The organism is Kribbella endophytica (genome assembly GCF_054781295.1).
Genome location: NZ_BAAGUR010000001.1, coordinates 1348103 through 1374380, shown reverse-complemented (window position 1 = coordinate 1374380; position 26278 = coordinate 1348103). Strand labels below are relative to the sequence as shown.

General features: G+C 70.4%; 24 protein-coding genes and 1 tRNA gene. 16 read left to right on the top strand and 9 right to left on the bottom strand.

The window, feature by feature from the left end; all coding sequences use genetic code 11:
• The first annotated feature begins 55 nt into the window (after nt 1–55).
• The gene (locus ACYVIO_RS06590; protein WP_460649746.1) at nt 56–1132 is read left to right on the top strand and encodes a TolB family protein; all 1077 of its coding nucleotides are present in this window, start codon (nt 56–58) and stop codon (nt 1130–1132) included.
• Here the strand turns inward: ACYVIO_RS06590 and ACYVIO_RS06585 are convergent.
• Nucleotides 1091–1903 (bottom strand): PrsW family intramembrane metalloprotease, encoded by an 813-nt coding sequence (locus ACYVIO_RS06585; RefSeq protein ID WP_460649745.1) that lies wholly within the window; start codon nt 1901–1903, stop codon nt 1091–1093. The two genes, ACYVIO_RS06590 and ACYVIO_RS06585, sit on opposite strands and share 42 nt — an antisense overlap.
• Before the next feature lie 199 nt (nt 1904–2102).
• Between ACYVIO_RS06585 and ACYVIO_RS06580 the strand changes: the two genes are divergently transcribed.
• Nucleotides 2103–5789: a S8 family serine peptidase gene (locus tag ACYVIO_RS06580; RefSeq protein ID WP_460649744.1), complete on the top strand. Its 3687-nt coding sequence runs from the start codon at nt 2103–2105 to the stop codon at nt 5787–5789.
• A 43-nt stretch (nt 5790–5832) separates the two neighbouring features.
• Here ACYVIO_RS06580 and ACYVIO_RS06575 read toward each other — a convergent pair whose 3' ends face one another.
• A complete protein-coding gene (locus ACYVIO_RS06575) occupies nt 5833–6810 on the bottom strand; it encodes a helix-turn-helix domain-containing protein (protein WP_184800900.1) in 978 nt (325 codons plus the stop codon).
• A gap of 205 nt (nt 6811–7015) precedes the next feature.
• Here ACYVIO_RS06575 and ACYVIO_RS06570 point away from each other — a divergent pair, with 205 nt between their 5' ends.
• Nucleotides 7016–7207, top strand: coding sequence for a hypothetical protein (locus tag ACYVIO_RS06570; RefSeq protein WP_460649743.1), 192 nt, complete (start codon nt 7016–7018; stop codon nt 7205–7207).
• On the opposite strand, the gene ACYVIO_RS06565 is transcribed toward ACYVIO_RS06570, so the two are convergent.
• The 3 genes from ACYVIO_RS06565 to ACYVIO_RS06555 all read right to left on the bottom strand — a co-directional run bounded on the left by ACYVIO_RS06565 (nt 7172) and on the right by ACYVIO_RS06555 (nt 9995).
• The gene (locus ACYVIO_RS06565; RefSeq protein ID WP_460649742.1) at nt 7172–9034 is read right to left on the bottom strand and encodes a hypothetical protein; all 1863 of its coding nucleotides are present in this window, start codon (nt 9032–9034) and stop codon (nt 7172–7174) included. The two genes, ACYVIO_RS06570 and ACYVIO_RS06565, sit on opposite strands and share 36 nt — an antisense overlap.
• Complete coding sequence (locus ACYVIO_RS06560) at nt 9019–9771, bottom strand: ABC transporter ATP-binding protein (RefSeq protein WP_460649741.1); 753 nt, start codon at nt 9769–9771, stop codon at nt 9019–9021. Before ACYVIO_RS06560 ends, ACYVIO_RS06565 begins: the two co-directional genes overlap by 16 nt.
• A 140-nt stretch (nt 9772–9911) precedes the next feature.
• A tRNA-Leu gene (locus tag ACYVIO_RS06555) sits at nt 9912–9995 on the bottom strand.
• A gap of 245 nt (nt 9996–10240) precedes the next feature.
• Between ACYVIO_RS06555 and ACYVIO_RS06550 the strand changes: the two genes are divergently transcribed.
• The 6 genes from ACYVIO_RS06550 (at nt 10241) to pknB (ending at nt 17816) form a co-directional block, all read left to right on the top strand.
• Nucleotides 10241–11065: an FhaA domain-containing protein gene (locus tag ACYVIO_RS06550; protein WP_460649740.1), complete on the top strand. Its 825-nt coding sequence runs from the start codon at nt 10241–10243 to the stop codon at nt 11063–11065.
• Nucleotides 11066–11075: 10 nt separating this feature from the next.
• A complete protein-coding gene (locus ACYVIO_RS06545) occupies nt 11076–11558 on the top strand; it encodes an FHA domain-containing protein FhaB/FipA (RefSeq protein WP_460649739.1) in 483 nt (160 codons plus the stop codon).
• A gap of 10 nt (nt 11559–11568) precedes the next feature.
• Nucleotides 11569–12960: a PP2C family protein-serine/threonine phosphatase gene (locus ACYVIO_RS06540; RefSeq protein WP_460649738.1), complete on the top strand. Its 1392-nt coding sequence runs from the start codon at nt 11569–11571 to the stop codon at nt 12958–12960.
• On the top strand, nt 12957–14357 hold the full coding sequence (locus ACYVIO_RS06535) for an FtsW/RodA/SpoVE family cell cycle protein (RefSeq protein WP_460649737.1): 1401 nt from the start codon (nt 12957–12959) through the stop codon (nt 14355–14357). Before ACYVIO_RS06540 ends, ACYVIO_RS06535 begins: the two co-directional genes overlap by 4 nt.
• Nucleotides 14354–15805, top strand: a complete 1452-nt coding sequence (locus tag ACYVIO_RS06530; RefSeq protein ID WP_460649736.1) for a peptidoglycan D,D-transpeptidase FtsI family protein — start codon at nt 14354–14356, stop codon at nt 15803–15805. Before ACYVIO_RS06535 ends, ACYVIO_RS06530 begins: the two co-directional genes overlap by 4 nt.
• 127 nt (nt 15806–15932) lie before the next feature.
• A complete protein-coding gene (gene pknB / locus ACYVIO_RS06525; RefSeq protein ID WP_460649735.1) occupies nt 15933–17816 on the top strand; it encodes a Stk1 family PASTA domain-containing Ser/Thr kinase in 1884 nt (627 codons plus the stop codon).
• A 67-nt stretch (nt 17817–17883) separates the two neighbouring features.
• Here pknB and ACYVIO_RS06520 read toward each other — a convergent pair whose 3' ends face one another.
• Together ACYVIO_RS06520 and ACYVIO_RS06515 are read right to left on the bottom strand one after the other, a co-directional pair.
• A complete protein-coding gene (locus ACYVIO_RS06520; RefSeq protein WP_460649734.1) occupies nt 17884–18501 on the bottom strand; it encodes an aminodeoxychorismate/anthranilate synthase component II in 618 nt (205 codons plus the stop codon).
• 36 nt (nt 18502–18537) lie between these two features.
• Entirely contained in the window at nt 18538–19308 is a 771-nt protein-coding gene (locus ACYVIO_RS06515; RefSeq protein ID WP_460649733.1) for a DUF881 domain-containing protein, read from the bottom strand.
• Between the two features lie 126 nt (nt 19309–19434).
• Here ACYVIO_RS06515 and ACYVIO_RS06510 point away from each other — a divergent pair, with 126 nt between their 5' ends.
• Nucleotides 19435–19698 (top strand): cell division protein CrgA, encoded by a 264-nt coding sequence (locus ACYVIO_RS06510; RefSeq protein ID WP_344177597.1) that lies wholly within the window; start codon nt 19435–19437, stop codon nt 19696–19698.
• 150 nt (nt 19699–19848) lie between these two features.
• Here ACYVIO_RS06510 and ACYVIO_RS06505 read toward each other — a convergent pair whose 3' ends face one another.
• Entirely contained in the window at nt 19849–20658 is an 810-nt protein-coding gene (locus tag ACYVIO_RS06505) for an AfsR/SARP family transcriptional regulator (protein ID WP_460649732.1), read from the bottom strand.
• A 259-nt stretch (nt 20659–20917) separates the two neighbouring features.
• Between ACYVIO_RS06505 and ACYVIO_RS06500 the strand changes: the two genes are divergently transcribed.
• From ACYVIO_RS06500 to ACYVIO_RS06480, 5 genes are all read left to right on the top strand, one after another.
• Entirely contained in the window at nt 20918–21121 is a 204-nt protein-coding gene (locus tag ACYVIO_RS06500) for a hypothetical protein (protein WP_460649731.1), read from the top strand.
• 88 nt (nt 21122–21209) lie between these two features.
• A complete protein-coding gene (locus ACYVIO_RS06495) occupies nt 21210–21734 on the top strand; it encodes a MauE/DoxX family redox-associated membrane protein (RefSeq protein ID WP_460649730.1) in 525 nt (174 codons plus the stop codon).
• Nucleotides 21735–21753: 19 nt separating this feature from the next.
• The gene (locus tag ACYVIO_RS06490) at nt 21754–22311 is read left to right on the top strand and encodes a TlpA family protein disulfide reductase (RefSeq protein ID WP_460649729.1); all 558 of its coding nucleotides are present in this window, start codon (nt 21754–21756) and stop codon (nt 22309–22311) included.
• Nucleotides 22311–24122: an ABC transporter ATP-binding protein gene (locus ACYVIO_RS06485; RefSeq protein WP_460649728.1), complete on the top strand. Its 1812-nt coding sequence runs from the start codon at nt 22311–22313 to the stop codon at nt 24120–24122. The genes ACYVIO_RS06490 and ACYVIO_RS06485 overlap by 1 nt, the downstream gene beginning before the upstream one ends.
• The gene (locus tag ACYVIO_RS06480; protein WP_460649727.1) at nt 24119–24607 is read left to right on the top strand and encodes a S26 family signal peptidase; all 489 of its coding nucleotides are present in this window, start codon (nt 24119–24121) and stop codon (nt 24605–24607) included. Before ACYVIO_RS06485 ends, ACYVIO_RS06480 begins: the two co-directional genes overlap by 4 nt.
• On the opposite strand, the gene ACYVIO_RS06475 is transcribed toward ACYVIO_RS06480, so the two are convergent.
• Nucleotides 24608–25522 (bottom strand): alpha/beta hydrolase, encoded by a 915-nt coding sequence (locus tag ACYVIO_RS06475; protein ID WP_460649726.1) that lies wholly within the window; start codon nt 25520–25522, stop codon nt 24608–24610.
• A 97-nt stretch (nt 25523–25619) separates the two neighbouring features.
• Between ACYVIO_RS06475 and ACYVIO_RS06470 the strand changes: the two genes are divergently transcribed.
• Nucleotides 25620–26153, top strand: a complete 534-nt coding sequence (locus tag ACYVIO_RS06470) for an EXLDI protein (protein WP_460649725.1) — start codon at nt 25620–25622, stop codon at nt 26151–26153.
• Nucleotides 26154–26278: the final 125 nt, after the last annotated feature.

The following is a 26278-nucleotide window of genomic DNA, read 5'->3' as shown; positions in this document are numbered from 1 at the left end:
GCCGGAGCCTTGCTCACTCGGGCTGGGCCGCGCCCGGGGCCAGGGGGGCTCGAAGATGACACCGAGAACGTTCTTTCGCCGGCCGGCGGTCCGAGGGACCTGGATCGCCGTCCTCGCGGTGGTCGCGGTTTCAGGGGTCGGCCAGCCGGCGGCGGCCACTGCGGCCGCGGATCACAGATCCACCGGGCACCACGGGACGTTTCTCGTCTGGACCCAGTACGACGCCGTCGGGACCGGGCGCATCATGCTGGCGGACTCGACCGGGCGCAACGCGCGGGCGATCAGCCATCCGCCCGTCGGCGGAGAGGACATCGATCCCCAGGTGTCTCCGGACGGAACGCGGGTGCTGTTCGAGCGCGACCTGCCCGCAGAGGGCAGCGCTGACATCAGAGTCGTGCGGACCGACGGAACCGGCGAGCGCCTGCTGAACCTCGGCTGCACCGCGCCGTGCGCGGCCGACCTGATGCCGAACTGGACACCGAACGGGCGGGGCCTGACCTGGACCGCGGTCGTCGGGCCCTTCGACCCCGAGACCGGGGACGCCCACTCGGCCTTGCTGTGGACCGCCGAGCTCGACGGCAGCCACCGGCGGCAGCTGTCGCGCCCCGGACTCGAACTGCAGCGATGCGAGGAGTACGGCGCGCAGTACGCCCCCGCCGGCTATCTCGTCTGGAGCCGGCTGTGCTCGGGTCTGGGCATCACCGTCGTACGCCGCGACACCAACGGGCGCGAGCGCCTGCTCACTCCTTGGTCACTCGGCGCGGACCTGCCCGACATCTCGCCAGCCACCGAAGGGCCCACCAAGGATCTCGTCGTGGTCGAGACCGCGGGCAGCGGCGAACCGGGGGAGCCGTCCGCAGCGGTCGCCACCGTCCCGGCGACCTGCCGCGATCAGTCCGACTGCGCCCGGCACATCCGCTACCTGACCTCGCCGACGTCCAAGCCCGATCAGCACTTCAACCCGGCGTGGTCGCCCACGGGCCGCCAGATCGCCTACACCCGGTTCATCAGCGGCACGGAGACCCGGCCACCGCTCGGGGACATCTGGACGATGAACTGGAACGGCACGGACAAGCGGCCCGTCGTCACCTCACCCCTGTTCGACTTCGTCCCGGAATGGGGTCGCCGGTAGCCGATCGTCCTGCTTCCTTGCGTGGCGGAGGCCGAGGAGGAGCAGGCCGATGGAGATGGCGCCGACTACGGCGTACGTGAGGCGGCCGCCGAGGCCGTCCCAGGTGGTGTGGAGGGCTACGGCGAGGGCGTACATGCCGAGGAAGCCGGCGAGGTGTCTGCCGGTGGGGTTCACGACGAAGCGCCAGAGGCCCCAGCAGGTGAGGCCGGTCCAGGCGGCGTGGCCGGCGGGGGAGAGCAGGCCTCGGATGAACAGGGTCTGCTCGGCGGCGCCGACGTTGCCGCCGGACTGGAGGAGTGCGACGAAGGCGTAGCCCATCGTCTCCAGGACGGCGAAGCCGGTGCCGACCGCGACGCCGATGACGATGCCGCCGCCGATGGAGTGCCGGTAGCGGGTGCCGAAGAAGAGGACCAGGATCAAGGGGACGACCAGCTTGGCGGACTCCTCGATCAGGCCGACGCCGACCATCGGGAGCGTGCCGAGCCGCCGCATCGCGTCGTACTCGAGCAAGCCGGCGACGACCACGCCGACGACTCCACCGAAGAGCAGCGAGCCGCCGAGCGTCGGCCCGTCGATCAGCCAGCGCCCGGACCGGCCGGCGGCGAACGTGACGAAGGTCAGCGGGACGACCAAGGCGCCCAGCAGGATCATCGTCGGGAAGAGGTTGGGGTTGTTGGTGTCGGTCAGTACGGCGAGCACCAGCAGGTACAGCCCCGCCCCCACCACGAAGGTCCCGATCCACGCCCACCTGCGGACAGCCGTCTGTGCCATGCGCTGATCCTGCACCCGGGGCGTCGTCGCGCACAGCACATCAGGCCGACATGTCGTGTGAACGCTCCGTTACACCGTTGGTGGCGCGCATGCGCCATGTCACAGGAAGGGCAGAGATGGACAGGGCGCAAACGCAGGTCCGCACCGCAGACTCCTGAGCACGAGGTGCCTGCCCCTAGCCTCTCGAAGGAGTCCGCTCATGTCCTCAAGCAAGCGTCGCGCCGCCATCCTCGCGGCCGCACTCGCGCTGGCCACCACGTCGAGCCTGACCGCTACCGCGGCACCACCAGGCCCGTCGGCCGCACCCTCAGCCGCTGCCCCAGCGGGCAAGTCGCAGAAGATCACGCTGATCACCGGTGACGTCGTCGACGTGACCGACGCCGGCGGCGGCAAGAAGGCGGCCGTCGTACAGCCCGCCCCGGGCCGCGAGCAGATCGCGTTCCACACCGTCGAGGTCGACGGCGGACTGCGCGTCCTGCCGAGCGACGTCGTCCCGTACGTCGCCTCCGGCATGGTCGACGCCGACCTGTTCGACGTCGACGAGCTGCTCGCCGACGGCTTCGGCGACGCGAGCACGCCGAGCCTCCCCCTGATCGTCCGGTACGACGGCGCCGCCCGCGTCCAGTCCCTGACCGGTACGACGAACAGCCGCCCGCTCGCCTCCATCGGCGGCGCGGCCGTCACCGCCAGCAAGGCGGAGCTGCCCGCCCTGTGGAACTCCCTGAAGCCCGCCTCGCACACCGCCCGCACCCTCGACCAGGGCGTCGCCAAGATCTGGCTCGACGGCAAGGTCAAGCCGGTGCTGGACAAGAGCGTGCCGCAGATCGGTGCGCCGGCCGCCTGGCAGGCCGGGTACGAGGGCACCGGCGTCGAGGTCGCAGTCCTCGACACCGGGGTCGACGCCAATCACCCGGACCTGGTCGGCAAGGTGCAGAAGGCCGAGGACTTCTCGACCAGCCCGACCGGCACCGAGGACCACTTCGGTCACGGCACGCACGTCGCGGCGACGATCGCCGGGACCGGCGCGGGCGCCGGCGGGACCCGGAAGGGTGTCGCACCGAAGGCCGACCTGCTGGTCGGCAAGGTGCTCGGCGACGACGGTTCCGGCTACGAGTCCTGGATCATCGCCGGGATGGAGTGGGCGGCCGCCGAGGGCGCCAAGGTGGTCAACATGAGCCTGGGTGGTGGCCCGACCGACGGCACCGACCCGCTCAGCCAGGCCGTCAACGACATCACCGCGGCGTCCGGCACCCTGTTCGTCGTCGCCGCCGGCAACGACGGCGCGGACGAGTCGGTCGGTTCGCCGGGTGCGGCAGCGGCCGCGCTCACCGTCGGCGCGGTCGACCGCAACGACGCGCTGGCGGACTTCTCCAGCCGCGGCCCGCGGGTCGGCGACTCCGGCCTCAAGCCCGAGATCACCGCGCCGGGCGTGGACATCGTCGCGGCCCGCGCGGCCGGTACGGCGATGGGCCAGCCGCTCGACAACCTCTACACCGCCGCCTCCGGTACGTCGATGGCGACGCCGCACGTCGCCGGTGCCGCGGCGCTGCTCGCGCAGCAGCACCCGGACTGGAAGGCCGGCCGCCTCAAGGACGCGCTCACCAGTACGGCGAAGACCACGCCCGACCTGAGCGTCTACGCCCAAGGCACCGGCCGGGTCGACGTCGCCCGGGCGGTCGCGCAGAAGGTCGACGCGACCGGGGTCGCCGACTTCGGCCTGACCGTGACCGGCAGCAGCGCGACCACGCGGACCATCACCTACCGCAACGACACCGCCGCGCCGATCACGCTGAGCCTGGCCGTCGACGTGGACAACCTGGACTCCCACCAGCCGGAGACCGACGCGTTCGGCGTCCCGGCGACCGTGACGGTCCCGGCCGGCGGCTCGGCCGACGTACCGCTGGCGCTCGACCCGGCCAAGCTGGACCGCGGTCTGTTCAGCGGCTGGATCGTTGCCTCTGGCCCCAACAACGTCAGCGTCCGGACCGCGGTCGGGACCCTCAAGTCGGGCCCGAAGCACAAGGTCACCTTCCGCGGCATCGACCTGAACGGTCAGCCGACCGCCGTCCCGGTGGTCTCCCTGTACGGCGACAACTCGCGCTCGGACACGCTGGGCTGGTTCGACGAGGGCGGGACCTTCACGGCCGAGGTCGAAGAGGGCACCTACCTGATGCACGGGTTGGTGGAGTCCCGCGAGGCGCAGACCGAGAAGGCCTCCCTGTTCACGGATCCGAACATCGTGGTGGACAAGGATCGCGAGATCGTCGTCGACGCGCGCAAGGCGCAGCCGATCACGATCCACACGCCGAAGCCGTCCGAGCAACAGGCGGTGCTCAGCTACTACGTGCACCGCGAGTACCCGAACGGCCGCAAGATCACCCACGGCGTGATGCACTTCAGCACGGTCAGCCAGGTCCTGGTCACGCCGACCAAGCCGGTCCAGGGCGGCAGCTTCGAGTTCGCCTCCCGGTGGCAGCTGGTCGCTCCGCTGGTCCAGGCGTCGGTGCCGGGTGTCTCCGGTCCGATGGACATCAACCTGCTGCACCAGTCGCCGTCGTACGAGGGGAAGAAGCGGTTCAGTCTCGTTGCCCCCGGCCCCGACTTCAAGGGGGTCAAGGGAGCGGTCGCCGTGATCCCGTCCAGCGAGGACGGCTGGGGCAACGGCAGTGAGCAGGACCAGATCGCGGCGGCGGCGAAGGCCGGTGCGGCCGGCGTCATCCTGTACCGGCCGGCGGACTGGTCGGCGTGGACGGTCTGGCGTCCGGTCGGCGACCGTGAGCCGATCCCGGCGATGGTCACCACCGCGCGCGACGGTGCCAAGCTGGTCGCCCGGGCCAAGGCCGGTCGCGCGACGATCGACCTGACCCTGACCACCTCGAGCCCGTACCTGTACGACGTGTTCCAGACGTCGAAGCAGCAGATCCCGGCCAAGATCGACTACACCGTGACCGCTGCGAACAGCGCCCGGATCAACACGTCGTACGCCGACAACGGCGGCTTCAACTGGGCCAAGGAGCAGCGGTTCGGCTGGCGCCCCTGGCAGGACTACGCGTGGAACGACTCGCAGCGCTTCGTCGAGACGCCGAAGGTCCGCGAGGAGTGGGTCAGCTCGGGCGACACGCTCTGGCAGCACCGGGTGCACCACCTCTACACGTGGGACACGATGAACCCGCTGCGCGGTGGCATGACCTCGGAGCCGCGCAGCTACAAGACCGGATCGTCGAGCGAGTCCTGGTTCGAGCCGGTGGTCCGTCCGGCGGCAGCGCCGGGTGTGGTGTCGACGAGGACCGGTGACCGGTTCTCGCTGCGGGTGCCGTCGTTCGTCGACGCGGCCGGGCACTACACGCTCGGCGAGACCACCTCGTCGTCGGCGGTGCTCAAGCGCAACGGCTCGACGGTCGCCGAACTGCCGGATGCCTGGCAGGACGTCATCACCACCAGCGGCGACGCGTCGTACCGGCTGGAGCTGGCGACCGAGCGGCAGGACACCGAAGGTGAGTGGAACTGGGCGACCAAGACCCAGACCGCGTGGGACTTCCGGTCCAAGAAGGCCGCTGAGGACAAGGCGACCGCACTGCCGCTGCTGCAGGTCGGGTACGACGTACCGACAGACCTGACCGGGCGGGTACCTGCTCGGACCCACGTCGTGGGCTTCACCGTGCAGCAGCAGGCCGGAGCTCCGGCAGCGCGTTCGACGTCGCTGCAAGCTGAGGTGTCGTTCGACGAGGGCAAGAGCTGGCGGCGGATCATCGCCGTCGGTGCCTTCGGCCACTACGTCGCCGTCGTACCGGCCGGCAAGGGCACGGTCTCGCTGCGGGTCTCCGCGGCGGACAACGCCGGCAACAAGGTCACCCAGACGGTGATCCGGGCCTACGGGCTGAAGTAGCACTCGGTACGGCCCGGGGAGCTCAGCTGTCCGGGCCGTACTGCTACAACCACTTGCGCTTGGCCGCCTGGTAGGCGAGCCCGGTGCGGGTGTCCACACCGGCCAGCGCCATCATCCGGTCGAGCCGGCGCTGGACCGTACGACGGCTGATGCCGAGCTGCGACGCGATCGACTTGTCCGGTACGCCGGCCACCATCAGCGACAGCAGGAACCGCTCGGAGCCGTCCAGCCCTTCGCCCTCCTCCGCCTCGTCCGGCTGGAGCTTCACCGGCGTCGCCGCCTCCCAGTGGCTCTCGAACAGCGCCAGCAGCGCGTCCAGGAGCTGGCCCCGGCCGATGATCGCCGCAGTCGGCTCACCGATCGCCGCCTCGTCGTCGCGGACCAGCGGGCAGATCGCCGTCGCCCGGTCCACGATGGCCAGCCGGACCGGGAGGGTCGGCAGGGTCCGGGCCTCTTCACCCCAGCCGATGCCCTCGGCGATGGTGTCCAGCTCGCCGGGGGTCTCCAGCAGGGCCCGCTCGTAGATGGCTCGGTAGCGGACGCCTCTGCTCAGTGCGCCGTACTCCTCGGTGTTCTCGGCGCCCTGCATGGCCAGCGGGTTGGCCCGGCAGAACCAGAGGATCTCCTCCCGCGCCGACTCCTGCAGGTCGCGCAGGCGGTCCCGCAGCGCGTCCGCACCGACGATCACCTCGACCAGGTGGTGGGCGTCCCGTCGGCTCGCGCTGGCCCGGAACTCCTCGCTCAGCGACGCCACGGTCTTCCGGGCCGACTCCAGCGACTCCTGGCGGCGTAGCAGCGTCGTACCGAGGGCTACGTCGGGCGGCAGCGGCCGGAACACCGGGTCGTCGCCCGGCAGTACGGCGACCAGCCCCTTCGCCTGCAGCCGCTGCAGCAGCTCGTCGACCTCCTGCTGCGGCAGCTCCGCCACTTCGGCGAGCTCAGCGGCCCGCGCGACCGACAGACCGACCAGCAACCGGTACGCCTGTTCCTCTCGGGCGTCCAGCAACGCGTTGTCCTGCATCCGCCCCACCTCCCGTGCTCGGAGCACCACCTAAGCAGGCCGTACGGCGCAGTGGCGAGCAGGTCGCCCGGTATCCGGCACTGCTGGGCCATTCCGGGCCGCTGGCACTCCTGGCACCAGAGTGCCATCACGTTTCGGTCAGGACGCCGTCACTACCGGTGTACCGCCAGTTGCTCCCCGCCCGAGCCCGTGAAGAGAGATCCCCATGACTGTCACCGACTTCGCCGGAATCCTCGGCCTGGTTGCCGCCACCGCACTCGCCGCCTGGATGCTCCTGGGCGCCAACACGACGCCCCACCGAGGTGATCCCAGGCACTCGGCGCCGGGCGTCGACGCCAGACCGGCCCGCCACCGCTCGACCTCAGGAGGCCGGCTGCACCGCCTCTTCCTCCGGTGATGCCGTCGCGGGCAGTTTGAGCTTGCTGGCGCGGTAGTAGATGCCGGCGCCGTAGGCGTACATGCCGAGGCCGAGGCATGCCATCGCGGCGATGATCGGCCACTGCCAGGGTCCTGGTGCGTACAGGGCGAGGAACCACACCTTGGCGGGGTTGTCGTTGAGCTTGAAGATCGCGGGGACGACCGCCTGCGGGAAGAGCGGGATCGCGCCGAAGCCGAGGCAGACGCCGGCCAGGTGGCGCTGCCATTTCGGCAGCAGCTGCATTTTGGCGGACAGGGACGTGACGCTCGCCTGGTCGCCGGTGGTGCGGCCGTGGCGGAGGAGGGTGAGCAGCTCGGGACCGCGGGCGTCCAGTCGCGCTGCCGCGAGCAGACCGAACCCCCACCACGCCAGTACGCCGGTCGCGAGCCCGACCGGCACGCCCCACCAGCCGGCGGGCAGGGCGACGAGCAGGGCGGGCGCGGCGGTGAGCGAGATGAGCACCAGCATCACGTAGACGAGCCCCATGGCCTCGCCCTCGTTCTCGCCTGAGTTCAGCGGGTTGCCGGAGCGCTTGTGCGCGTCGGTGGTCGGCACCGCGGCGTAGACCGAGGCGAGCACGACCAGCCCGGCCGCTCCACCGAGCAGCGCCAGCACCACGCTGAGCACGACCGGCCAGGTGCCGGTGCCGGACCACCAGGTGAAGAGCACGGTGATCAGCAGCGCCGGCGGGCCGAAGACCAGCAGGAAGGCGCGCTGGCGGGCGCGGATGTCGAGGCGCGACGAGCCGGGGACCATCAGCGTCGACCAGTACGCCGTACCGTCCGCGCCGTACAGGTTGGAGAACATCGCGCCGCCCATCACGACGGCCGCGGCGCCGGCCCAGGGGAGCATGCCCTTCCAGCCGACGGCGATCGGCATCAGGCAGAAGAACACCCCGTACGCGATCGCGAAGACGGCGCGGTGGCCGTAGAGCAGGTCCCTGGTCCAGGACCGGAGCTCCTTCCCGGCGGCTGCGCCGCGGGCGTCGGACGCGGTCAGCGGGCGGCGCGGCTGTACGCCGGAGCGGGTCGCTGTCGTCCGTCGTACGAGCAGTGCGGACCAGGCGACGAACATCACGGCGGCCAGGAGCAGCAGGCCGGCCAGGGCGAGCAGCACCCGCAGCCAGTCGCCTCGACCCGCGGCCTCGACAGCGACCAGCCCCCAACCAGAGGGGGAGATCCGGGCTGCCTGCGCCATCGCGCCCTGGACGTCGGTGGTGATGTACGCCGCGATCAGCGCCCAGCCCTGCGCGGTGAAGGCGAGGATGAACGCGTTCACCAGGGCAGCCAGTACGGCACCCGACCGGACCTGCAGGAGCACGCCGTAGATCGCCACAGCCAGCCGGGACGCCAGTACGAAGCAGAGCAACTGCAGCAGCAGTGCAGGCACCGACACCAGTACGGCGACTACCGAAAGTTGTGCACCGACGACAGTCAGGCTGAGCAGCGCCAGCAGGCTCACGACGGGCGCCACTCCGGCCATCGCAGCCGCCAGGAGGCCGCCGGACAGCGCACGCGGCGGCAGCGGCAGCATGGTGAAGTACTCCGGCTTGAGCGTCTCGTCGCCACCGCCCGCGAACAGCGGACCGACCACCCAGCCCAGCATCCACACGGCGATCGCCACGGCGACCACGTCGTTGTCGCCACGGGCCGCGAGCCAGACCGTCCCACCGGCGAGCACCAGGCCGACAAAGCCGCCGCTGGCGATCCAGCTCACCTTGTTCGCGTCGCGCAGCGAGTGCCGCAACGCGGCCAGCCGCATCCTGACCAGGGTGTCGCCGGTCGCGACGGTCAGGCCGAGAGCCACGACAACCCCTCCGCGCCACGGGTGGACGCACCAACCAGCGCGACGAACGCGTCCTCCAGGGAACCGCCCGCCTGCACCTCCGAAACGGTGCCCGAGGCAACGACCTTGCCGTCGGCGACGACCGCCACCCGGTCGCAGAGCTGCTCGACCAGCGCCATCACGTGGCTCGACATCACCACCGACCCACCGCCGGCGATGAACCTGTTCAGGATCGTCCGGATGGTTGCGGCCGACACCGGGTCGACCGCCTCGAACGGCTCGTCGAGCACCAGCAGCCGCGGCGCGTGCAGCAGCGCGACCGCGAGGCCGAGCTTCTTCCGCATGCCTGTGGAGTAGCCGATCACCTGCTTGTCGTCCTCGTGGTCGAGCTCGAGGACCTCCAGCAACTCCTGGGTCCGAGCCTCCACGTCGGCGCGATCGAGCCCGCGCAGCAGCCCGAGGTAGGTCAGGACCTCCCGCCCGGTCAGCCGCTCCGGCATCCCCAGCCCGTCAGGCAGTACGCCGACCAGCGCCTTCGCCTCGACCGGCTCGGCCCAGACGTCGACCCCGAAAATTTTCGCCGTCCCGCTGTCCGGCCGGAGCAGCCCGACCGCCATCGACAGCGAGGTGGTCTTGCCGGCGCCGTTCGGCCCGAGCATCCCGAAGAACGACCCGCTCGGCACCGTCAGCGCCAGCTCGTCGACCGCCCGCTGGGTCCCGAACGTCTTGGTGAGCCCGGCCAGCTCGAGTGCGTCCATGGCAGAAGTTAACCCGGCCACAGGGCCGCTGTGACACAGCTCTCGCGCGACCGGAGACCGAATCCGGGCCAACTTCCGGGACGACATGCTGGGGCAACGAAAAAGTCCCGGTCGAGTGAGACCGGGACTTCGTACTGCTGTGCGCGAGGGGGGAGTTGAACCCCCACACCCTTTCGGGCACACGGACCTGAACCGTGCGCGTCTGCCTATTCCGCCACTCGCGCGTTGGCTGTTTCCGGCCTGTCGAAGCGCCATTCCCAACCGAGAGAAAACACTAGCATGCCTTCTGACCGACTCATGCATTGCGGGTTGGGTCGAACCTCCCGATACGATCGATCGTCGTACCGGGTGTGGCCACCGCCAGCTCGGAGGCCACGACGTACGGCGTGCCTGCCATCGGCGCCGGACGGCAAGCACGATCGTTGGTGCTGACCTGGCGCCAGCCGACGACCGACGTGGAGGAGGACGCGTGCGACCGCTGCAGCGCTTCGAACGGCGCCTTGAGGGCATCGTGAGCGGGGTCTTCGCGCGCGCGTTCAAGGGCGACGTGGAGCCGATCGAGCTCGCCGCCGCACTCAAGCGCGAGATCGACAACACCGCCCGGATCCTGTCCAGGGACCGCCGGCTGGTGCCGAACCACTTCACCGTCGAGCTCGGCCCGGAGGACTTCGAGCGGCTGAACGCCTACGGCCGCACCCTGAACCACGAGCTCGCGAACGAACTCCGCGACCACGCGGACATCCAGCGCTACACCTTCTCCGGACCGATCGAGATCGAGTTGACCCAGCAGGACGACCTGCCGACCGGCAAGTTCCGCGTCGTCAGCCAGACGGTCGGGACGCAGCAGCGCTCCCGCCCCGCGCCGCCCCCACCCCCGGACCCGTACGCCGATCCCTACGGCGGCGAGACCGTGATGCAGAGCGCGCCTCCGCCGCCGCCGGCGCCGGCGCCGATCCGTCGCGGTCACCCGCAGGTGATGCTCGAGGTGAACGGCCGCCGGCGCCCGGTGAACCCGCCCGGCGTCGTGCTCGGCCGCGGCACCGACGCGGACATCCAGATCAACGACCCGGGCGTCTCGCGCCGGCACGCCGAGATCCGGCTGATGCCGGAAGGCCCCGGCGGCGTCCGCGTGGTGCTGGTCGACCTGGGTTCCACCAACGGCACCCTGGTGAACGGCCGCCGCGCGGCCGAGGCCGACCTGGTCGACGGATCGACGGTGAGGATCGGGAACACGACGATGACGCTGCGCCTGGCAGACGAGCCGATCGCCCAGCCGCCGAGCAGCGGGTGGTGACCGGACTTCCATGTCGGAACTGACGCTGACCCTGATCAAACTGGGGTTCCTGGCCCTGCTGTGGATGTTCGTCCTCGCGGTGCTGTCCGTGATCCGCTCGGACCTGTTCGGTGCGAAGGTCGACAGCCGTGCGCTGGCCCCGGCCGCGCCGGCGCCCGGCCGGACCCCGAAACCGGTCAAACCGAACAAGAAGAAGAAGGGCCTGCCCGGCTCGGTGACCATCGCCGACGGCCCGCAGGCCGGGGTCGGAGCGACCCTGCACGAGGAGCCGGTGGTGATCGGCCGCGGCTCGGACTGCCAGATCCGCCTCGACGACGACTACTCCTCCACCCGGCACTCCCGGCTGTTCCTGTCCGAGGGTCAGTGGTGGGTCGAGGACCTCGGGTCCACCAACGGCACCTACCTGGACGGCCAGCGGGTCACCCGCCCGGTCCCCGCCGAGATCGGCGGTTCGATCCGGATCGGCCGGACGACGTTGAACATCGCGAAGTAGGCCTGAGTCCATGACCTTGTCGCTCGACTACGCCGCACTGTCCGACGTCGGACGGGTCCGCCGCAACAACGAGGACTCCGCGTACGCCGGTCCGCACCTGCTGCTGCTCGCCGACGGGATGGGCGGTGCGGCCGCCGGTGAGGTGGCCAGCGCGGCCGCCGTCCAGGTGATCCGCCGGCTGGACACGGCGACGATCACCGGCGAGGACATGATCGAGGCGCTGGCCGGCGCCGTGCACCGTGCCAACGAGCGGCTCTCGGAGCTGGTCGAGGAGGACCCCGAGCGCGAGGGCATGGGTTCCACCGTGACCGCGCTGATGTTCGACGGGCAGCAGCTCGGCCTGGCCCACCTCGGCGACTCGCGCGCCTACCGGATGCGCGACGGCCGCCTGCAGCAGCTCAGCCACGACCACACGTTCGTCCAGTCGCTGGTCGACGAGGGCCGGATCTCCCAGGAGGAGGCCTTCACCCACCCGCACCGGAACCTGATCCTCCGGGTGCTGGACGGCCGTCCCGACTCCGACCCGGACCTGCAGATCCTCGACGTCCAGGCCGGTGACCGGCTGCTGCTGTGCAGCGACGGCCTGCCGGACTACGTCAGCGACGACGTCATCTCGGCCGCGATGGCCGACGGTACGCCGGACTCCGTCGTCGTCGACCTGATCACCCACGCGCTCGAGGCCGGCTCGAACGACAACGTCACCTGCGTCGTCGCCGACGTGGTCGAGACCGACCCGGCCAGCGGCCCCAACGCGCAGCTGGTCGGCGCCGCGGCCGAGCTCGCCCAGGGCGGGACCGGCGGCGAGCACACCATGGTCGTCCGCACCGGCACGGGCACCGGCGACGGCAGCGGAGGAGGCGGGGCCGGTGGCCACGTCGACCCCGAAGAGCTGCGGTACGCACCGCGCCCGCCGAAGCGGTTCCTCTGGCTGCGCCGGCTCGGCGTCCTGGTCGTCGTCCTGGCGATCATCGTCGGCGGCGGCTGGTTCGCCTACAGCTGGACCCAGAAGCAGTACTACGTCGGCACCGACGGCGACTACGTGGCGATCTTCAAGGGCGTCGACGAGCAGATCCCGGGTCTCACGCTGACCAGGGTGTACGAGCAGAAGACGCTGCAGGTCGACAAGCTGCCGACGTACAACCGCGAGCAGGTCGAGGGCAACATCCAGGCCGACGACCTCGCCGCGGCGCAGGAGATCGTCGCCGAGCTGCAGCGCGCCGCCGACGAGTGCGCCGCGCAGCAGAAGCCGCCGACCCCGACGCCGCGGCCGAGCACGCCGCCGGCCAGTGGCAAGCCGCCGGCGAGCACGCCGACCAAGCCCCCGGCCAGCACGCCCGCCTCGACCCCGACGACGCCCGGCAACGGCACGGCCGACCCCGACGACTGTGACGGCGTCCGATGAGCATCGCGTCCACCTCGGTCATCCAGATCATCCCGCGGACCCGCCGCGGGGTGGAGCTGATGCTGCTGATCATCGCGATCGCGGTGTCGGTCGCGGCGTACGTCAACATCGGCCTGACCGTGCAGAACAAGATCCCGGCCAGCACCGGGTACTACGCCGCCGGGATCGGGCTGCTCGCGCTGATCGCGCACATGGCCCTGCGGTACCGGGCGCCGTACGCCGATCCGGTGATCCTTCCCTGCGCCGTCCTGCTGAACGGGCTCGGCGTGGCGATGATCCACCGTGTCGACCTCGGCCTGAAAGCGGCCGCCGAGGCGGCCGGCCGGACTCCGCGGGGCCCGGCTGCGCCGCAGCAGATCACCTGGACCGCGGTCGGCGTCATCCTGTTCCTGTTGGTGATCCTGCTCGTCCGCGACCACCGCCGCCTGCAGGCGCTCACCTACACCGCCGGCCTGGTCGGTCTGGTGCTGCTGGTCCTGCCGCTGGTCCCCGGCCTGGGCGTCGACATCAACGGCGCCAAGATCTGGATCCGGTTCGTCGGGATGTCGTTCCAGCCGGGTGAGTTCGCCAAGCTCGCGCTGGTGGTCTTCTTCGCCGGCTACCTGGTCGTCAAGCGCGACGTGCTGACCCTGGCCGGGCACCGGTTCCTCGGGCTGGACCTGCCCCGGGCCCGGGACCTCGGCCCGATCCTGATCGCCTGGGGCGTCAGCCTCGGGGTGCTGATCTTCGAGAAGGACCTCGGCTCCTCGCTGCTGTTCTTCGGCCTGTTCCTGTTCCTGCTGTACGTCGCGACCGAGCGCGCCGGCTGGCTGCTGATCGGTGGCCTGCTGTTCGCCGCCGGCGCCCTGTTCGCCTACTCGACCTTCGGCCACGTGAAGAAGCGGGTCACCGACTGGCAGGACCCGTTCGCCGAGGTCGGCGGCCAGGTCGCCAACGGCATCTTCGGCCAGGCCTGGGGCGGCATCCTCGGCCGCGGCCTGGGCCAGGGCCGACCGGAGATCCTCAGCTTCTACGGCCAGAGCGACTTCATCATCTCCTCGTTCGGCGAGGAGCTCGGCCTGACCGGGCTGATCGCGATCATCCTGGTCTACACGCTGATCATCGAGCGCGGTCTGCGCACCGCGCTCGGCTGCCGGGACATCTTCGGCAAGCTGCTCGCGACCGGTCTGGCGATGTCGTTCGCGTTGCAGGTGTTCGTGATCGTCGGCGGCGTCACCGGACTGATCCCGCTGACCGGTCTGGCCACGCCGTTCATGGCGCTCGGCGGGACCTCGCTGGTGGCCAACTGGGCGATCATCGCGCTGCTGCTGCGGATCAGTGACCAGGCCCGCCGGCCGCAGACCCCTGCGGCACCGGTGTCCGACGAGACGATCGCGATGGCGGTGCAGAAGCAGTGAACTCAGCAATCCGGCGGCTCGCCGTGGCCGCGATCGTCATGATGCTCGCGCTGATGGCGAACTCCACGTACCTGCAGGCGTTCAAGGCGAACGAGATCAACGGCCGCAACGACAACCGGCGGGTCCGCGACGCGCAGTTCTCGATCGACCGCGGCCCGATCCTGATCGGCAACACCCCGATCGCGGAGTCGAAGCCGTCCAACGACCGGTTCGACTTCCAGCGCCAGTACACCGCCGGCCCGGAGTACGCGCCGGTGACCGGCTACTACTCGTTCCTGTACGGCCGGCTCGGCATCGAGCTGAACCAGAACTCCCAGCTGAACGGCTCCGACCCGTCGCTGGCCTTCCGCCGGGTGGTCGACGTGATCACCAACCGCAAGCAGCAGGGGGCGAGCGTCTCGCTCACGCTGAACGCGAAGGCCCAGCTCGCGGCGTACAAGGGACTGGCCGGCAAGAAGGGTGCCGCGGTCGCGATCGAGCCGAAGACCGGCAAGATCCTGGCGCTGGTCTCGCGGCCGTCGTACGACCCGAACGAGCTGGCCGGGCACGACCTGGACAAGGTCGGCGCGTCCTGGAAGAAGTTCACCGAGGACCCGAACAAGCCGATGTCGAACCGGGCCGCCCGCGAGCTCTACCCGCCGGGGTCGACGTTCAAGCTGGTGACCACCGCGGCGGCGCTGTCCAGCGGCCGCTACAACCCGGACACCAAGGTCCGGTCGCCTGCCCAGCTCCCGCTGCCGCAGACCACGACCCCGCTGATGAACGAGAACAAGCTCAACTGCGGCGGCAGCGACAACGCCACGCTGACGGTCGCGCTGCGGAACTCCTGCAACACCGCCTTCGGCTCGGTCGGCCTGGATCTCGGCGCCGACGCGCTGCGCGAGCAGGCCGAGAAGTTCGGCTTCGGCGAGCGGCAGCTGCCCGAGCTGGGCGCGGTCGCCAGCAAGTTCCCGGCCGACCCGAACCCGCCGCAGACCGCGCAGTCCGCGATCGGCCAGTTCGACGTCCAGGCCACCCCGCTGCAGATGGCGATGGTGGCGGCCGGGATCGCCAACCAGGGCGACGTGATGAAGCCGTACCTGGTGCAGAACGTCCGGACCGCGGACCTGAAGACGGTCTCGGAGACCAAGCCGGAGTCGCTGCACCAGGCGATCACGCCGGACGTCGCGAGCCAGCTGACCCAGATGATGGTCGACGTGGTCCAGAACGGCACCGGCAAGCCGGGCCAGATCAGCGGCGTCCAGGTGGCCGGCAAGACCGGTACGGCGCAGACGGCCAAGGACCGGCCGCCGTTCGCCTGGTTCACCGCGTTCGCGCCGGCCGACGACCCGCAGGTCGCGGTCGCCGTGATGATCGAGGACGCGAACGTCCCGCGCGACGACATCGCCGGCGGCAAACTCGCCGCCCCGATCGCGAAGAGCGTCATGGAGGCGGTGTTGGACCGGTGACGACGATGCGAAATGATGCCGTCACGGAGTGTCGAACCAGCGGGGGTTCATCAGTGGCTTTGGCTACGGTGGGCGAGAAGAACGTGTTGTGGCCAGGAACGATCCGCGCAGGTTGGAAGGCAGAGCAATGACATCGCAGGCACGTCTCGTCGGCGGGCGCTACGAGGAAGGCGAACCGCTGGGACGGGGAGGCATGGCCGACGTCCGCAGGGGCGTCGACAACCGGCTCGGCCGGTCCGTCGCGATCAAGCGGCTCCGGGTGGACCTGGCCAGTGACTCCACCTTCCAGGCCAGATTCCGGCGTGAGGCGCAGTCCGCGGCCTCGCTGAACCACCCGACCATCGTGTCGGTCTACGACACCGGCGAGGAGCCGGACCCGAACGGCTCCGGCATCACCATCCCGTACATCGTGATGGAGCTGGTCACCGGCAAGACGCTGCGGGACCTGATCCGCGAAGGCCGCAAGATCATGCCGGAGCGCGCCCTGGAGATCACCTCCGGCGTGCTCGAGGCGCTCGACTACAGCCACCGGGCCGGCATCGTCCACCGCGACATCAAGCCCGGCAACGTGATGCTGACCCCGCAGGGCCAGGTCAAGGTGATGGACTTCGGTATCGCCCGCGCGGTCGCCGACACCACCTCGGACATGACCCAGACCGCGGCCGTGATCGGCACCGCGCAGTACCTGTCGCCCGAGCAGGCCCGCGGCGAGACCGTGGACGCCCGCTCCGACCTGTACTCCACCGGCTGCCTGCTGTACGAACTGCTCACCGGCCGGCCGCCGTTCGTCGGCGAGTCCCCGGTCTCGGTGGCCTACCAGCACGTCCGCGAACAGCCGGTCCCGCCGTCGTCGTTCGACCCCGACATCCCGCCGGAGGTCGACGCGGTCGTGCTGAAGGCGCTGGCCAAGAGCCGCGAGGAGCGCTACCAGAGCGCGTCGGAGATGCGCCAGGACATCCACCGGGTGCTCGCCGGCCAGCAGGTGACCGCTCCGATGGCCGCCGTCGGGGAGACCCGTGCGATGGCCGCGACGGCTGTTGCGCCGCAGGCAGCGACTCAGGCGTACCGGCAGGCTCCGTCCGACGACCTGCTCCCGCCGGACGACGGCATGGACGAGGCGGAGGCGGCTCGCGCCCGGCGTAACCGTGGGCTCGCGTACTTCCTGCTCGGCCTGGCGATCGTGGCCGTGGCGGTGCTCGCCTACGTACTGATCAACAACGGGAACAAGGACGACAAGGGCGGCGGTACGCCGGACGTCACCCAGGTCTCGGTGCCGGACGTGAAGGGCAAGTCACTGCCGGAGGCGACCGCGCTGCTCACGGCGCAGGAACTGAAGGTCACGTCGACCGGCGCGGCCAACCCGACCGTGCCGCGGGGCCAGATCGTCAGCCAGACCCCGGCCGCCGCCGCGATGGCGGACAAGGGCTCGGTCGTGTCGGTGGTGGTGTCCAGCGGACCGACCTCGTTCTCGGTGCCGGACGTCAAGGGCAAGACCGAGAGTCAGGCCCGCAAGCTGCTCGAGGCGCCACCGGCGAACTTCACGGTCGCGGACAAGGTGAACACGATCGACGACGAGTCGGCGAAGGGCACCGTGCTGGGCCTGACCCCGGACCCGAGCGGCAAGTACCCGAGCGGCCAGGAGTTCACGCTGACGGTGTCCAGCGGGTCGGTCAAGGTCACCGTCCCGGACGTCTCGAAGCAGAACCAGGACGACGCGGCGAACGCGCTGAAGGAAGCCGGTCTGACGGTCGGCTACGAGAACGCGCCGCCCGGCTCGAACCAGCCCGAGGGCACGGTCGTCTCGCAGAGCGTCGCGCCGGGCACGAAGGTCAACAAGGGCACCAAGGTGATCATCCGGATCGCCGGACCGCCCCAGCCGACCGGTGACCCGACGGGCGATCCGACCGGTGACCCCACCGGCGACCCGACAGGAGACCCGACCGGCGACCCGACCTCGCCGACCATCGGCCTCCCGGGCGGTGGAGGCGCGCCCGCGGGCCGTCTGCCGTAGTACTGGACGACAGAAAGACCGCGGTACCCCACAGGGGTGCCGCGGTCTTTTTTGTTTTACTGAGTTTTCAGCTGACGACGGGGGCCATGCCGGCGGAGCGGGCTACTGCTTCGGGGTCGCCGCAGATGGAGAGCCAGTTGGCGAGCATGCGGTGGCCGCCTTCGGTGAGGACGGACTCGGGGTGGAACTGGACGCCCTCGACCGGGAGGTCCTTGTGGCGGGCGGCCATGATCACGCCGGCCTCGGTGCGGGCGGTCACCTGGAGCACGTCGGGGACGCTGTCCTGGGCGATCGCGAGCGAGTGGTACCTGGTCGCGGTGAACGGCGACGGCAGCCCGGCCAGCACGCCGGCGTCCTCGTGGAACACCTGGCTGGTCTTGCCGTGCAGCAGCTCGTCCGCGCGGCCCACCACTCCGCCGTACGCGACACCGATCGCCTGCAGCCCGAGGCAGACCCCGAAGATCGGGACCTGACCACCCGCCTGCTTGACGATCTCGACGCAGGCACCGGCTTCTTCAGGCGTCCCCGGCCCGGGCGACAGCAGCACGCCGTCGTACGCCGTGGCCTGCTCGGGCGTCACCTCGTCGTTGCGCAGGACCGTGGTGTCGGCCTGCAGCTGCTGCAGGTACTGCACCAGGTTGTAGACGAAGGAGTCGTAGTTGTCGACGACGAGGATGCGCGGCATGACCAGAGCTTACTGGGGAGATCGCCGCGGCCGGAGTCAGCGGCCGGTGCTGGACGGGCTCACGGTGGGCGTCTTGGCGAAGCCCGGCACGGTCGCGCTCTGCAGGTCCAGCGTGCCCTCGTAGGCCGGCATCGCGATGTTCGACTGGTTCTTCACCTCGTACCCGAGCTGGAACTTCACCACGTAGTCCTGCAGGTTCTCGATGTACTTCGAGTCGTCCAGCGACTGCTGCAGCTTGCGCCGGTCACCGATCGCGGTGATCCGGTACGGCGGCAGGTACGGCACGCCGTGCAGGACGACCGAGTTCCCGACGCACTTGATCCCGGTCGTGGAGATCACCCGGTGGTCCTGGATCGAGATCGCGTCCGCGCCCCCGGCCCACAGCGCGTTCACCACCGCCTGGATGTCCTGCTGGTGGATCACCAGCCAGTCCGCGTCGACGTCCGGGTTGTCCTTGACCACCTCGGGCGGCGCGTCCTTCAGCGTGACGGTCAGCCCGGGCCCGGTCACCGGCGTCGTCCCGACCGCGACCGACAGCTCCTCGAGCTGCTTGGTCAGCTTCGGGGGGAACGAGCCCTGCTGGGCGCGCAGCTTGTCGATGTCACCGCTCAGCGCGGCGTGCTGCCGGGTCAGGCTCGCGCTGCGGCGGCTCTGTTCCTCGACGAGGCCCGCGAGCGTAGTGTTGCGACTGGGACGGAGGTCGGTGCCACGGGCGTTGGTGGCGCTGGTCGCGAACAGCAGGCCGGCGCACAGCAGGGCCAGCGGCGCACCCGCGCGCCAGAGCGAAAAACGCCGCAGCCTACTCACTCGTGACCCCCATGCTCCCGTCTGCACTACGCTAACCGAGGCCAGACCCGTCGGTGTGGCTGGTGGCAGCCTCGCGAACCGAGGGACCACCACTCACCTTAGTGTCCGCTACAAGGAGCCCAAGTCGTGCCCGAGTCGAGCAGTCGCGAAAAGAAGAAGAAGTCGGCCGCGGAGAAGCCGCAGAAGACTCCGAAGAAGCCCCGCACCTCCAGCCGCCCGTGGGTCGCGCCGCTGATGCTCGGCTGCTGGCTGCTCGGGCTGATCTGGCTGGTGGTCTTCTACGTGGCGGGCCAGGACATCCCGTTCATGAACGACCTGGGCAACTGGAACCTGCTGATCGGCATGGGCCTGATCGCGGTCGGATTCGTCGTCTCCACCCAGTGGATCTGACCGTTCCGCACTGATCCGCGGCGCGGACCTCAGCCGGCGAACGGGCGCAACCGGCTCAGGTCCGCGATCAAGTTATCCACAACGGTATCCCCAGCTGTGCACAGCTTCCCGGTGGTTTTTCCCCAGGTTTTCCCCGGGTTGTGCACCGTTTCAGGTCGAAAAAGAGCCGAATCTGTGGATTGTTGAGGTTTGATCACCATGTTGTCCACAACTGGGGAAGACGGCTTCCCGATCCCGGCGGAGCATCGCGCGCTGCAGGTCAAAGAGCTCGTCGGACGGTTCGAGGCCTAGTTCCTCGCGCAGCACCCGGGCTGCCCTGGCCCACGTCCGCAGCGCGCCGGCGACGTCGCCGGCCAGGTAGCGGGCCCGGACCAGGTTCGCGTGCGCGCGCTCCCGGAACGGCGCGACCCGCAGTACGTCGTTGAGATCCGGGACCACCTCGGTGGTCCGGCCGAGCATCAGCCCGACCTCGGCCCGCCGCTCGCAGACCGTGAGCCGCAGCTCGTCCAGCGGAGCCACTCGTCGCCGGAACCGGTCCGAGGCCGTGCAGTCCTGGCCGACCGGCCCACGCCAGAGCTCGAGCGCTGTGGACAACGTCTGCTCCGCCACGGCGTACCGGCCGCTCGACCGCTCCGCGTCCCCTCGTACGGCGAGCTCACGGAACACCGCCAGGTCCAGCTCCTCCGGCTCGGCCCGCAAGCAGTACCCCGCGCCGCCGTCGGTCCGCACGGTGACGAGCCGGTCCTGGAGGCTCGGCGAGATCGCGTCGAGCTGCCGGCGCAGGCGGGTCACGTGCAGCCTGAGGTTGTTCTGCGCCGACCGCGGTGGCCGGTCCCACAGGGCTTCCAGCAGTTGCGGGACCGGAACGACCCGTCCTTCGGCCAGCATCAGCGCGGCCAGTACGCCGCGCACGGGCGCCGAGGAGATCTCCGCGACGCCGCCTCCCGTCTCGACTTCCACGCGCCCGAGCATGCGGAAACGCACCAGGTTCCCCCTTGGATCCGACCGGTTGCAGACGTCCCCCGACGCCGGTGATCTCAACGTGTCCACTCTGCGCGACGCAGGGTGACGGCCGCCACCCTTTTCTCTCTGGTGACAACGATGGTCCGGTGACCCTCCGTCGGTCCCCATGCGGAAGGTATGCCGGCCCGATGCCGCCGCCTCCTAGGTTCGGCGCCGTGGCGATCGCCACGATCCGCTGAACCGAAGGAGACGGCAGATGCGAAACCTGACTGTGCTGACCGACAAGCTGGTCGGACTGGTGGTGCCGAAGGTGACCGCCGAGGCGCAGGCCCAGGCCTGTTACGAGGTCCGCAGCTACTGCGACCCGGACTGCTCGTTCTGGTGGTGGCGCCGGGCGCACATCGTCTCGTGCAACGGCGTCCAGCACATCGAGTTCGAGTGCTGCGGCTGCGGCTGCTGACCACCGCACGGTGAGGCCGGGTGCCGCGCCCTACGGAACAGGGCGCGGCACCCGGTGCCCGCATCGTAGCCAGCCGGAAGGTGCTGCCTTGTCCCGCTACGTCCTGCTCTGCTGCCAGTTCCTGTTCGGTGCCGCGTTCGCGGTCTCGCTCTGGTCCAAGGTCCACAACCGACGCGCGTACGCCGACTTCGCCGCGGCCGTGCCGCAGCTCGCGCCATGGGCTCCGGCCCGCTTGGCCGGGCCGGCAGTCGTGGCCGCCGAGGCGGCCGTCGTGCTCCTCGTCGCCGTACCCGCCACAGCGCCGGCCGGCTTCGCGCTGGCCGTCGTACTGCTGGCCGCCTTCACCGTGGCGATCGCCGGTACGGTCCGCCGCCAGCGAGCGGTGACCTGCCAGTGCTTCGGCACGTCAACGACTCCGGTCGGGCCTGCCCACCTGATCCGCAACGGCGTCCTGCTGGTCTGCGCGATCGCCGGCCTGCTCACCGGTCTGGCCGCGGACCCGGGACCGATCGTGCCGGGAATCCTCGCGGCCGCCGCCCTGACCGGTCTGGTCGCCGCCGCCGTGGTGGTGCTGACCGACCAGATCGCAGAACTCTTCCGCTCGACCGTCTAGCTCGCAGGAGGTATCCCAGATGTCCGTCGCACTCGCCGTCGCAGTTCTGGCCGGACTGCTCAGCACGCTGAACCTCGCCCTGACCGTCGGCGTCGTCCGGCGCCTCCGCGAGCAGGCTGCCCAGCCGGCTTCCCCGCCGAAGCCGATCACCGTGAAGGTGATGGCCCAGCCCGGTGATCGCCCGCAGCCCTTCACCGCGGTCACCACCGACGGGGAGAGCATCGATCAGTCGCTGCTCACGGAGGGCCGGACGCTGGTCGGGTTCATGGCCAACGGCTGCTCGTCCTGCGAGGAGCGGCGGCCGGAGTTCATCCAGTTCGCCCGGCGATTCGCGGGCGGCCGCGACCGCGTCCTGGTCACCGTGGTCACCAACACCGAGGACGTGTCCGCCGAGGTCGCGATGCTCGCGCCGGTCGCCCGCGTCGTCCTGCAGGACCGCCCCGGCACCGAGGTGGCTGCGGCGTTCGGCGTCACCGGCTACCCGGCGTTCGCGGTCCTCGACGCCGACGGCACGGTGATCACCTCGGGCACCTCGGTCCAGGACCTCGACCTCGCACCGGCCCTCGTGGGGCTGTGATGCGCGGGATCGGCCAGGCTCTGCGGCTGACCTGGCAGACCAGCCGCCTGCTGACCTGCGGGTACGTCGTGGTCGCGCTGCTCGGGGCACTGCCCGCACTCGTCACCGCCTGGCTGACCAAGGGTCTGATCGACACCCTGACCGCCGGTGGCGCGCAGACCGGCGAGGTGGTCCGGATCGGTCTCGCTCTCGCAGGGGCAGGGCTGCTGGTCGCGCTGCTGCCGGTGCTGACGATGTTCGTCCAGAAGGAGACCGAACGACGGGTCGGCCTGGCCGCGCAGGATCGGCTCTTCCGCGCCACCGAGCGGTTCACCGGCATGGTCCGCTTCGAGGACCCGGCCTTCCTGGACAAGCTCCGGCTCGCTCAGCAGTACGGCGGTGCGACGCCCGGCGTCGTCGTCGGCACCACCTTGTCGACGGCCCGGACCGGTCTGACCGCCGTCGGTTTCCTCGGCTCGCTGCTGATCCTGTCGCCCTGGTTGCCGGTCCTCGTCCTGGCGTCCGCCGTACCGGTGCTGCTGGCCGAACTGTCGGTCGCTCGCCGACGGGCGGCGTTGCAGGGGAGGCTCGGACCAGTCGAGCGTCGCGAGTTCTTCTACCGCGAACTGCTCACCAACGTGCAGGCCGCGAAGGAGATCCGGCTGTTCGGAATCGGCGCGTTCCTGCGCGACCGGATGTCGGCCGAGCGCCGCCACGCGAACCGGCGACTGACCCGGATGGATCTGCGGGACACCGCGATCCAGACCGCTACCGGCCTGCTGACCACGCTCTTCACCGGTGCCGCGCTGCTCTGGTCCCTGTCGGCCGTGCTCGCAGGGCGGATCTCGATCGGCGACATCTCGCTGCTGATCGCCGCGATCGCCGGCGTACAGACTGCTGTTGTCGGTCTGCTTCGCGACGTCGGCAACGCGCATCGGCAACTGCTGCTGTTCCGCAACTACCTCGACGTCGTCGACAGCGAGCCGGACTTGCCCGTCCCGGCGAACCCACTGCCGGTCCCCGCGCTGAGCGGCACGATCGAGTTCGACGACGTCTGGTTCCGCTACGGCCCGGACCAGCCGTGGGTGCTGAGCGGGGTGGATCTGCGGATCGCCGTCGGCGAGACCGTCGGTCTGGTCGGTCGGAACGGAGCCGGCAAGAGCACGCTGATCAAGCTGCTCTGCCGGATGTACGACCCGGTCCGCGGCGCGGTCCGGTGGGACGGCGTCGACCTGCGTCAACTGGACCCGGTCGAGCTGCGGCGCCGGATCGGCGCGGTGTTCCAGGACTACATGACGTACGACCTGACGGCGGCCGAGAACATCGGGATCGGCGACCTGGACCGCATCACCGACCCGGCAGCTGTCGAGGCAGCAGGCCGGCGGGCCGGGGCGCACGACTTCGTCGCCGCGCTGCCCGACGGGTACGGCACGTTGCTCAGCCGGGTCTTCTTCCAGGGCGACGATCCGGACAACCCGGTCGCCGGAGTGACTCTGTCCGGCGGCCAGTGGCAGCGGCTGGCCATCGCTCGCGCGTACGCCCGGGACGACCACGACCTGGTGATCCTCGACGAGCCGAGCTCGGGTCTCGACGCCGAGGCCGAGGCGGCGGTGCACCAGGGACTGGCCGAGCACCGGGCTGACCGGACGAGCCTGCTGATCTCGCACCGGCTCGGTTCGTTGCGTACGGCGGATCGCCTGGTCGTCCTGGACGACGGTCGAGTGGTCGAGCAGGGGGATCACGCCACGTTGATCCGCCGGCAGGGGCTGTACGCCCACTTGTTCGCGTTGCAGGCGGAGGGTTACCAGGACCTCGTGAAGGAGGCGTCGTGATCGTGGCGGCTGTCGGGCTGGTGCTGCTGGGCGCCACGTTGGTGTGGGTACGTCGGACCTGGCTGCGGGTGACCGTGGTCGGGCCGAGCATGCTCCCGACGTACCGGCCTGACGATCAGGTGCTGACGCGTCGGGTTGGGGCGGGCCGGGTCCGGGTCGGGGATGTCGTGGTGTTCGAAGGGCCGGCCGCTGATGAGGAGCATGCGGCGACGCTGCTCGACCAGTTCGTCCGCGACTACGCCGTGGTCGAGCGGCGGCCACTCGTGACCGCGCCGCCGGAGCGCGTGCGGCGGCGGATGATCAAGCGGGTGGCCGCGGTGCCGGGCGATCGGCTGCCGTTCGACGTACCCGGTCATCCGGCCGGCTCGATCGTTCCGGCTGGTCGCCTGGCGGTTGCCGGGGACAACTCGGTGGCCAGTGTTGATTCCCGGCAGTACGGCTTCATCACGTTCGAGCAGGTGGTCGGGCGGGCGAAGGGCCACTGATCAGGTGCCGAGGAGTTCGGTCAGGAGCTCCTTGAACCCGGCGGGGACTTGGTGGCCTTCGGTGGGGAGGATTCTGGTCTCCACGCCGAGCGCTTCAAGGGGCGCTCCGGCGACGGTCTCGAGCAGGTCGTCCTCGGAGCCGATCAAAATGGTGGCCGGGGACAACGAATTTGCGGCGGTCGACGGAAGGGTCCGGATCGCCGGGGCGAGGAGCAGTACGCCGTCCGCAGGCTGCGGCAGTCCGGTGAGCGCCCAGTCGAGCGCGGCGCGGCCGCCGGCGGAGAAGCCCGCGGCGATCAGCGGCAGGCCTTTGAGCTCGTCGGGCAGGTGGGTGAGGGCGCGGGCGATGTCCTCGCGTGCGGCTTCGGGGTCGGGCCAAGTCCGGTACATCGGCGACATCAGCTCGGACGACTCGACGCAGACCACGGCGCAGCCGAGGTCGAGCACCGGCGACCAGTCGCGCGCGGCGTGGGTGGCGCGCTGGCCGGCGCCGTGGAGCGCGACGACGACCCTGGTGGCGGACACCCGATCGCCGTCCGTCTCGCGGGCGCGGCCGGGGGCCGGGAGGTGGATGAGGGGCGGGGTCGGATCCGTGGTCCGGCGGTCGCGACTCCGAGCGAGAACCTGCTCGAAGCCCGGAAGCTGCTGGAGACCGGCCAGGTCGTCGTCCTCGGTGAGGATCGACTCGGCCCACCACGCGCCGGCGTCGGTCGCCTGCTCGAGAACGGCGAGACCCTCGCCGGGGCGGTCAAGCGCGCCGAGCAGGCAGGCGCGGAGGTGAGCGAGCTCGGCGGCCCACGGCGTCAGGTCGTCCGCGACGTCCATCCGGGCGAGCGCGTCCGCCGGGCGGCCGGCTTCGTACAGGGCGTCGATCTCGTCGACCAGGGCGTCGTAACGGGCTTCGGCGGAGTCCATGAACGGATCCTCGCAGGACGTCGGCAGATCTACGCAGACATATACGTAGACACCTACGTAGGGCATATGTATAGTTCTACGTAGAAGGAGACACCACATGCCGAACAAGACGATCTACGTGTCCGACGACGACCTGGCGCTCTACAAGCGCGCGCAGGAGATCGCCGGGAACCTGTCCTCCGCGATCTCGACCGCTCTCCGGCGGTACGTCGAGATGGAGGAGGGCCGGCTCGAGGGGTACGACGAGATCACCGTGCGGGTCGGCCGGGGCGCCGGCCGCAAGCAGCGGTTCTCCGGCGTACTGCTGGCCGAGGGAGGACGCTCGAGCAAGGACGGTTACGAGGCCTTCAAGGTCTACCGCAGCCGGACCGGCAAGTTCGTCCTGCACGCCGACCGCCGCGATCAGTACAAGCAGGGCTCGACCAAACCCGCCCCCACCGAGGACGGTGGCTGGCGGAGCTGGATCGGGAGCCTGGGCCTGCTCGACTCCACGTGGAGCATGGCGCAGGGCGAGGCGACGCTGTACGTCGTCGAGACCGTCGCCGAACTGCGCGAACTGATCCCCGAGGACCTCTACGTCCTGGTCGAGGAGGCGGCGAACCAGCCCGCCGTCGAGGACCTCGACATCTAGCCGACTGAACCACCGCACCACCTTCTCCGGCGACCCCAGGTCGTCCGGCCGGATCCGCACACCCTCCTTCTGATCCCTTCGGGCCCGCGCCCTGTCCCGGCGCGAGCCTGCTCGAAAACACCACC

What these genes read in the sequence shown, in the direction of transcription:
- ACYVIO_RS06570 (WP_460649743.1), top strand. Translation starts at nt 7,016, where the DNA reads ATGACTGTCACCGACTTCGCCGGAATCCTCGGCCTGGTTGCCGCCACC.
- ACYVIO_RS06545 (WP_460649739.1), top strand. Translation starts at nt 11,076, where the DNA reads ATGTCGGAACTGACGCTGACCCTGATCAAACTGGGGTTCCTGGCCCTG.
- ACYVIO_RS06560 (WP_460649741.1), bottom strand. Translation starts at nt 9,771, where the DNA reads ATGGACGCACTCGAGCTGGCCGGGCTCACCAAGACGTTCGGGACCCAG.
- pknB (WP_460649735.1), top strand. Translation starts at nt 15,933, where the DNA reads ATGACATCGCAGGCACGTCTCGTCGGCGGGCGCTACGAGGAAGGCGAA.
- ACYVIO_RS06475 (WP_460649726.1), bottom strand. Translation starts at nt 25,522, where the DNA reads ATGGACTCCGCCGAAGCCCGTTACGACGCCCTGGTCGACGAGATCGAC.
- ACYVIO_RS06485 (WP_460649728.1), top strand. Translation starts at nt 22,311, where the DNA reads ATGCGCGGGATCGGCCAGGCTCTGCGGCTGACCTGGCAGACCAGCCGC.
- ACYVIO_RS06500 (WP_460649731.1), top strand. Translation starts at nt 20,918, where the DNA reads ATGCGAAACCTGACTGTGCTGACCGACAAGCTGGTCGGACTGGTGGTG.
- ACYVIO_RS06575 (WP_184800900.1), bottom strand. Translation starts at nt 6,810, where the DNA reads ATGCAGGACAACGCGTTGCTGGACGCCCGAGAGGAACAGGCGTACCGG.
- ACYVIO_RS06590 (WP_460649746.1), top strand. Translation starts at nt 56, where the DNA reads ATGACACCGAGAACGTTCTTTCGCCGGCCGGCGGTCCGAGGGACCTGG.
- ACYVIO_RS06540 (WP_460649738.1), top strand. Translation starts at nt 11,569, where the DNA reads ATGACCTTGTCGCTCGACTACGCCGCACTGTCCGACGTCGGACGGGTC.
- ACYVIO_RS06580 (WP_460649744.1), top strand. Translation starts at nt 2,103, where the DNA reads ATGTCCTCAAGCAAGCGTCGCGCCGCCATCCTCGCGGCCGCACTCGCG.
- ACYVIO_RS06490 (WP_460649729.1), top strand. Translation starts at nt 21,754, where the DNA reads ATGTCCGTCGCACTCGCCGTCGCAGTTCTGGCCGGACTGCTCAGCACG.
- ACYVIO_RS06535 (WP_460649737.1), top strand. Translation starts at nt 12,957, where the DNA reads ATGAGCATCGCGTCCACCTCGGTCATCCAGATCATCCCGCGGACCCGC.
- ACYVIO_RS06585 (WP_460649745.1), bottom strand. Translation starts at nt 1,903, where the DNA reads ATGGCACAGACGGCTGTCCGCAGGTGGGCGTGGATCGGGACCTTCGTG.
- ACYVIO_RS06470 (WP_460649725.1), top strand. Translation starts at nt 25,620, where the DNA reads ATGCCGAACAAGACGATCTACGTGTCCGACGACGACCTGGCGCTCTAC.
- ACYVIO_RS06520 (WP_460649734.1), bottom strand. Translation starts at nt 18,501, where the DNA reads ATGCCGCGCATCCTCGTCGTCGACAACTACGACTCCTTCGTCTACAAC.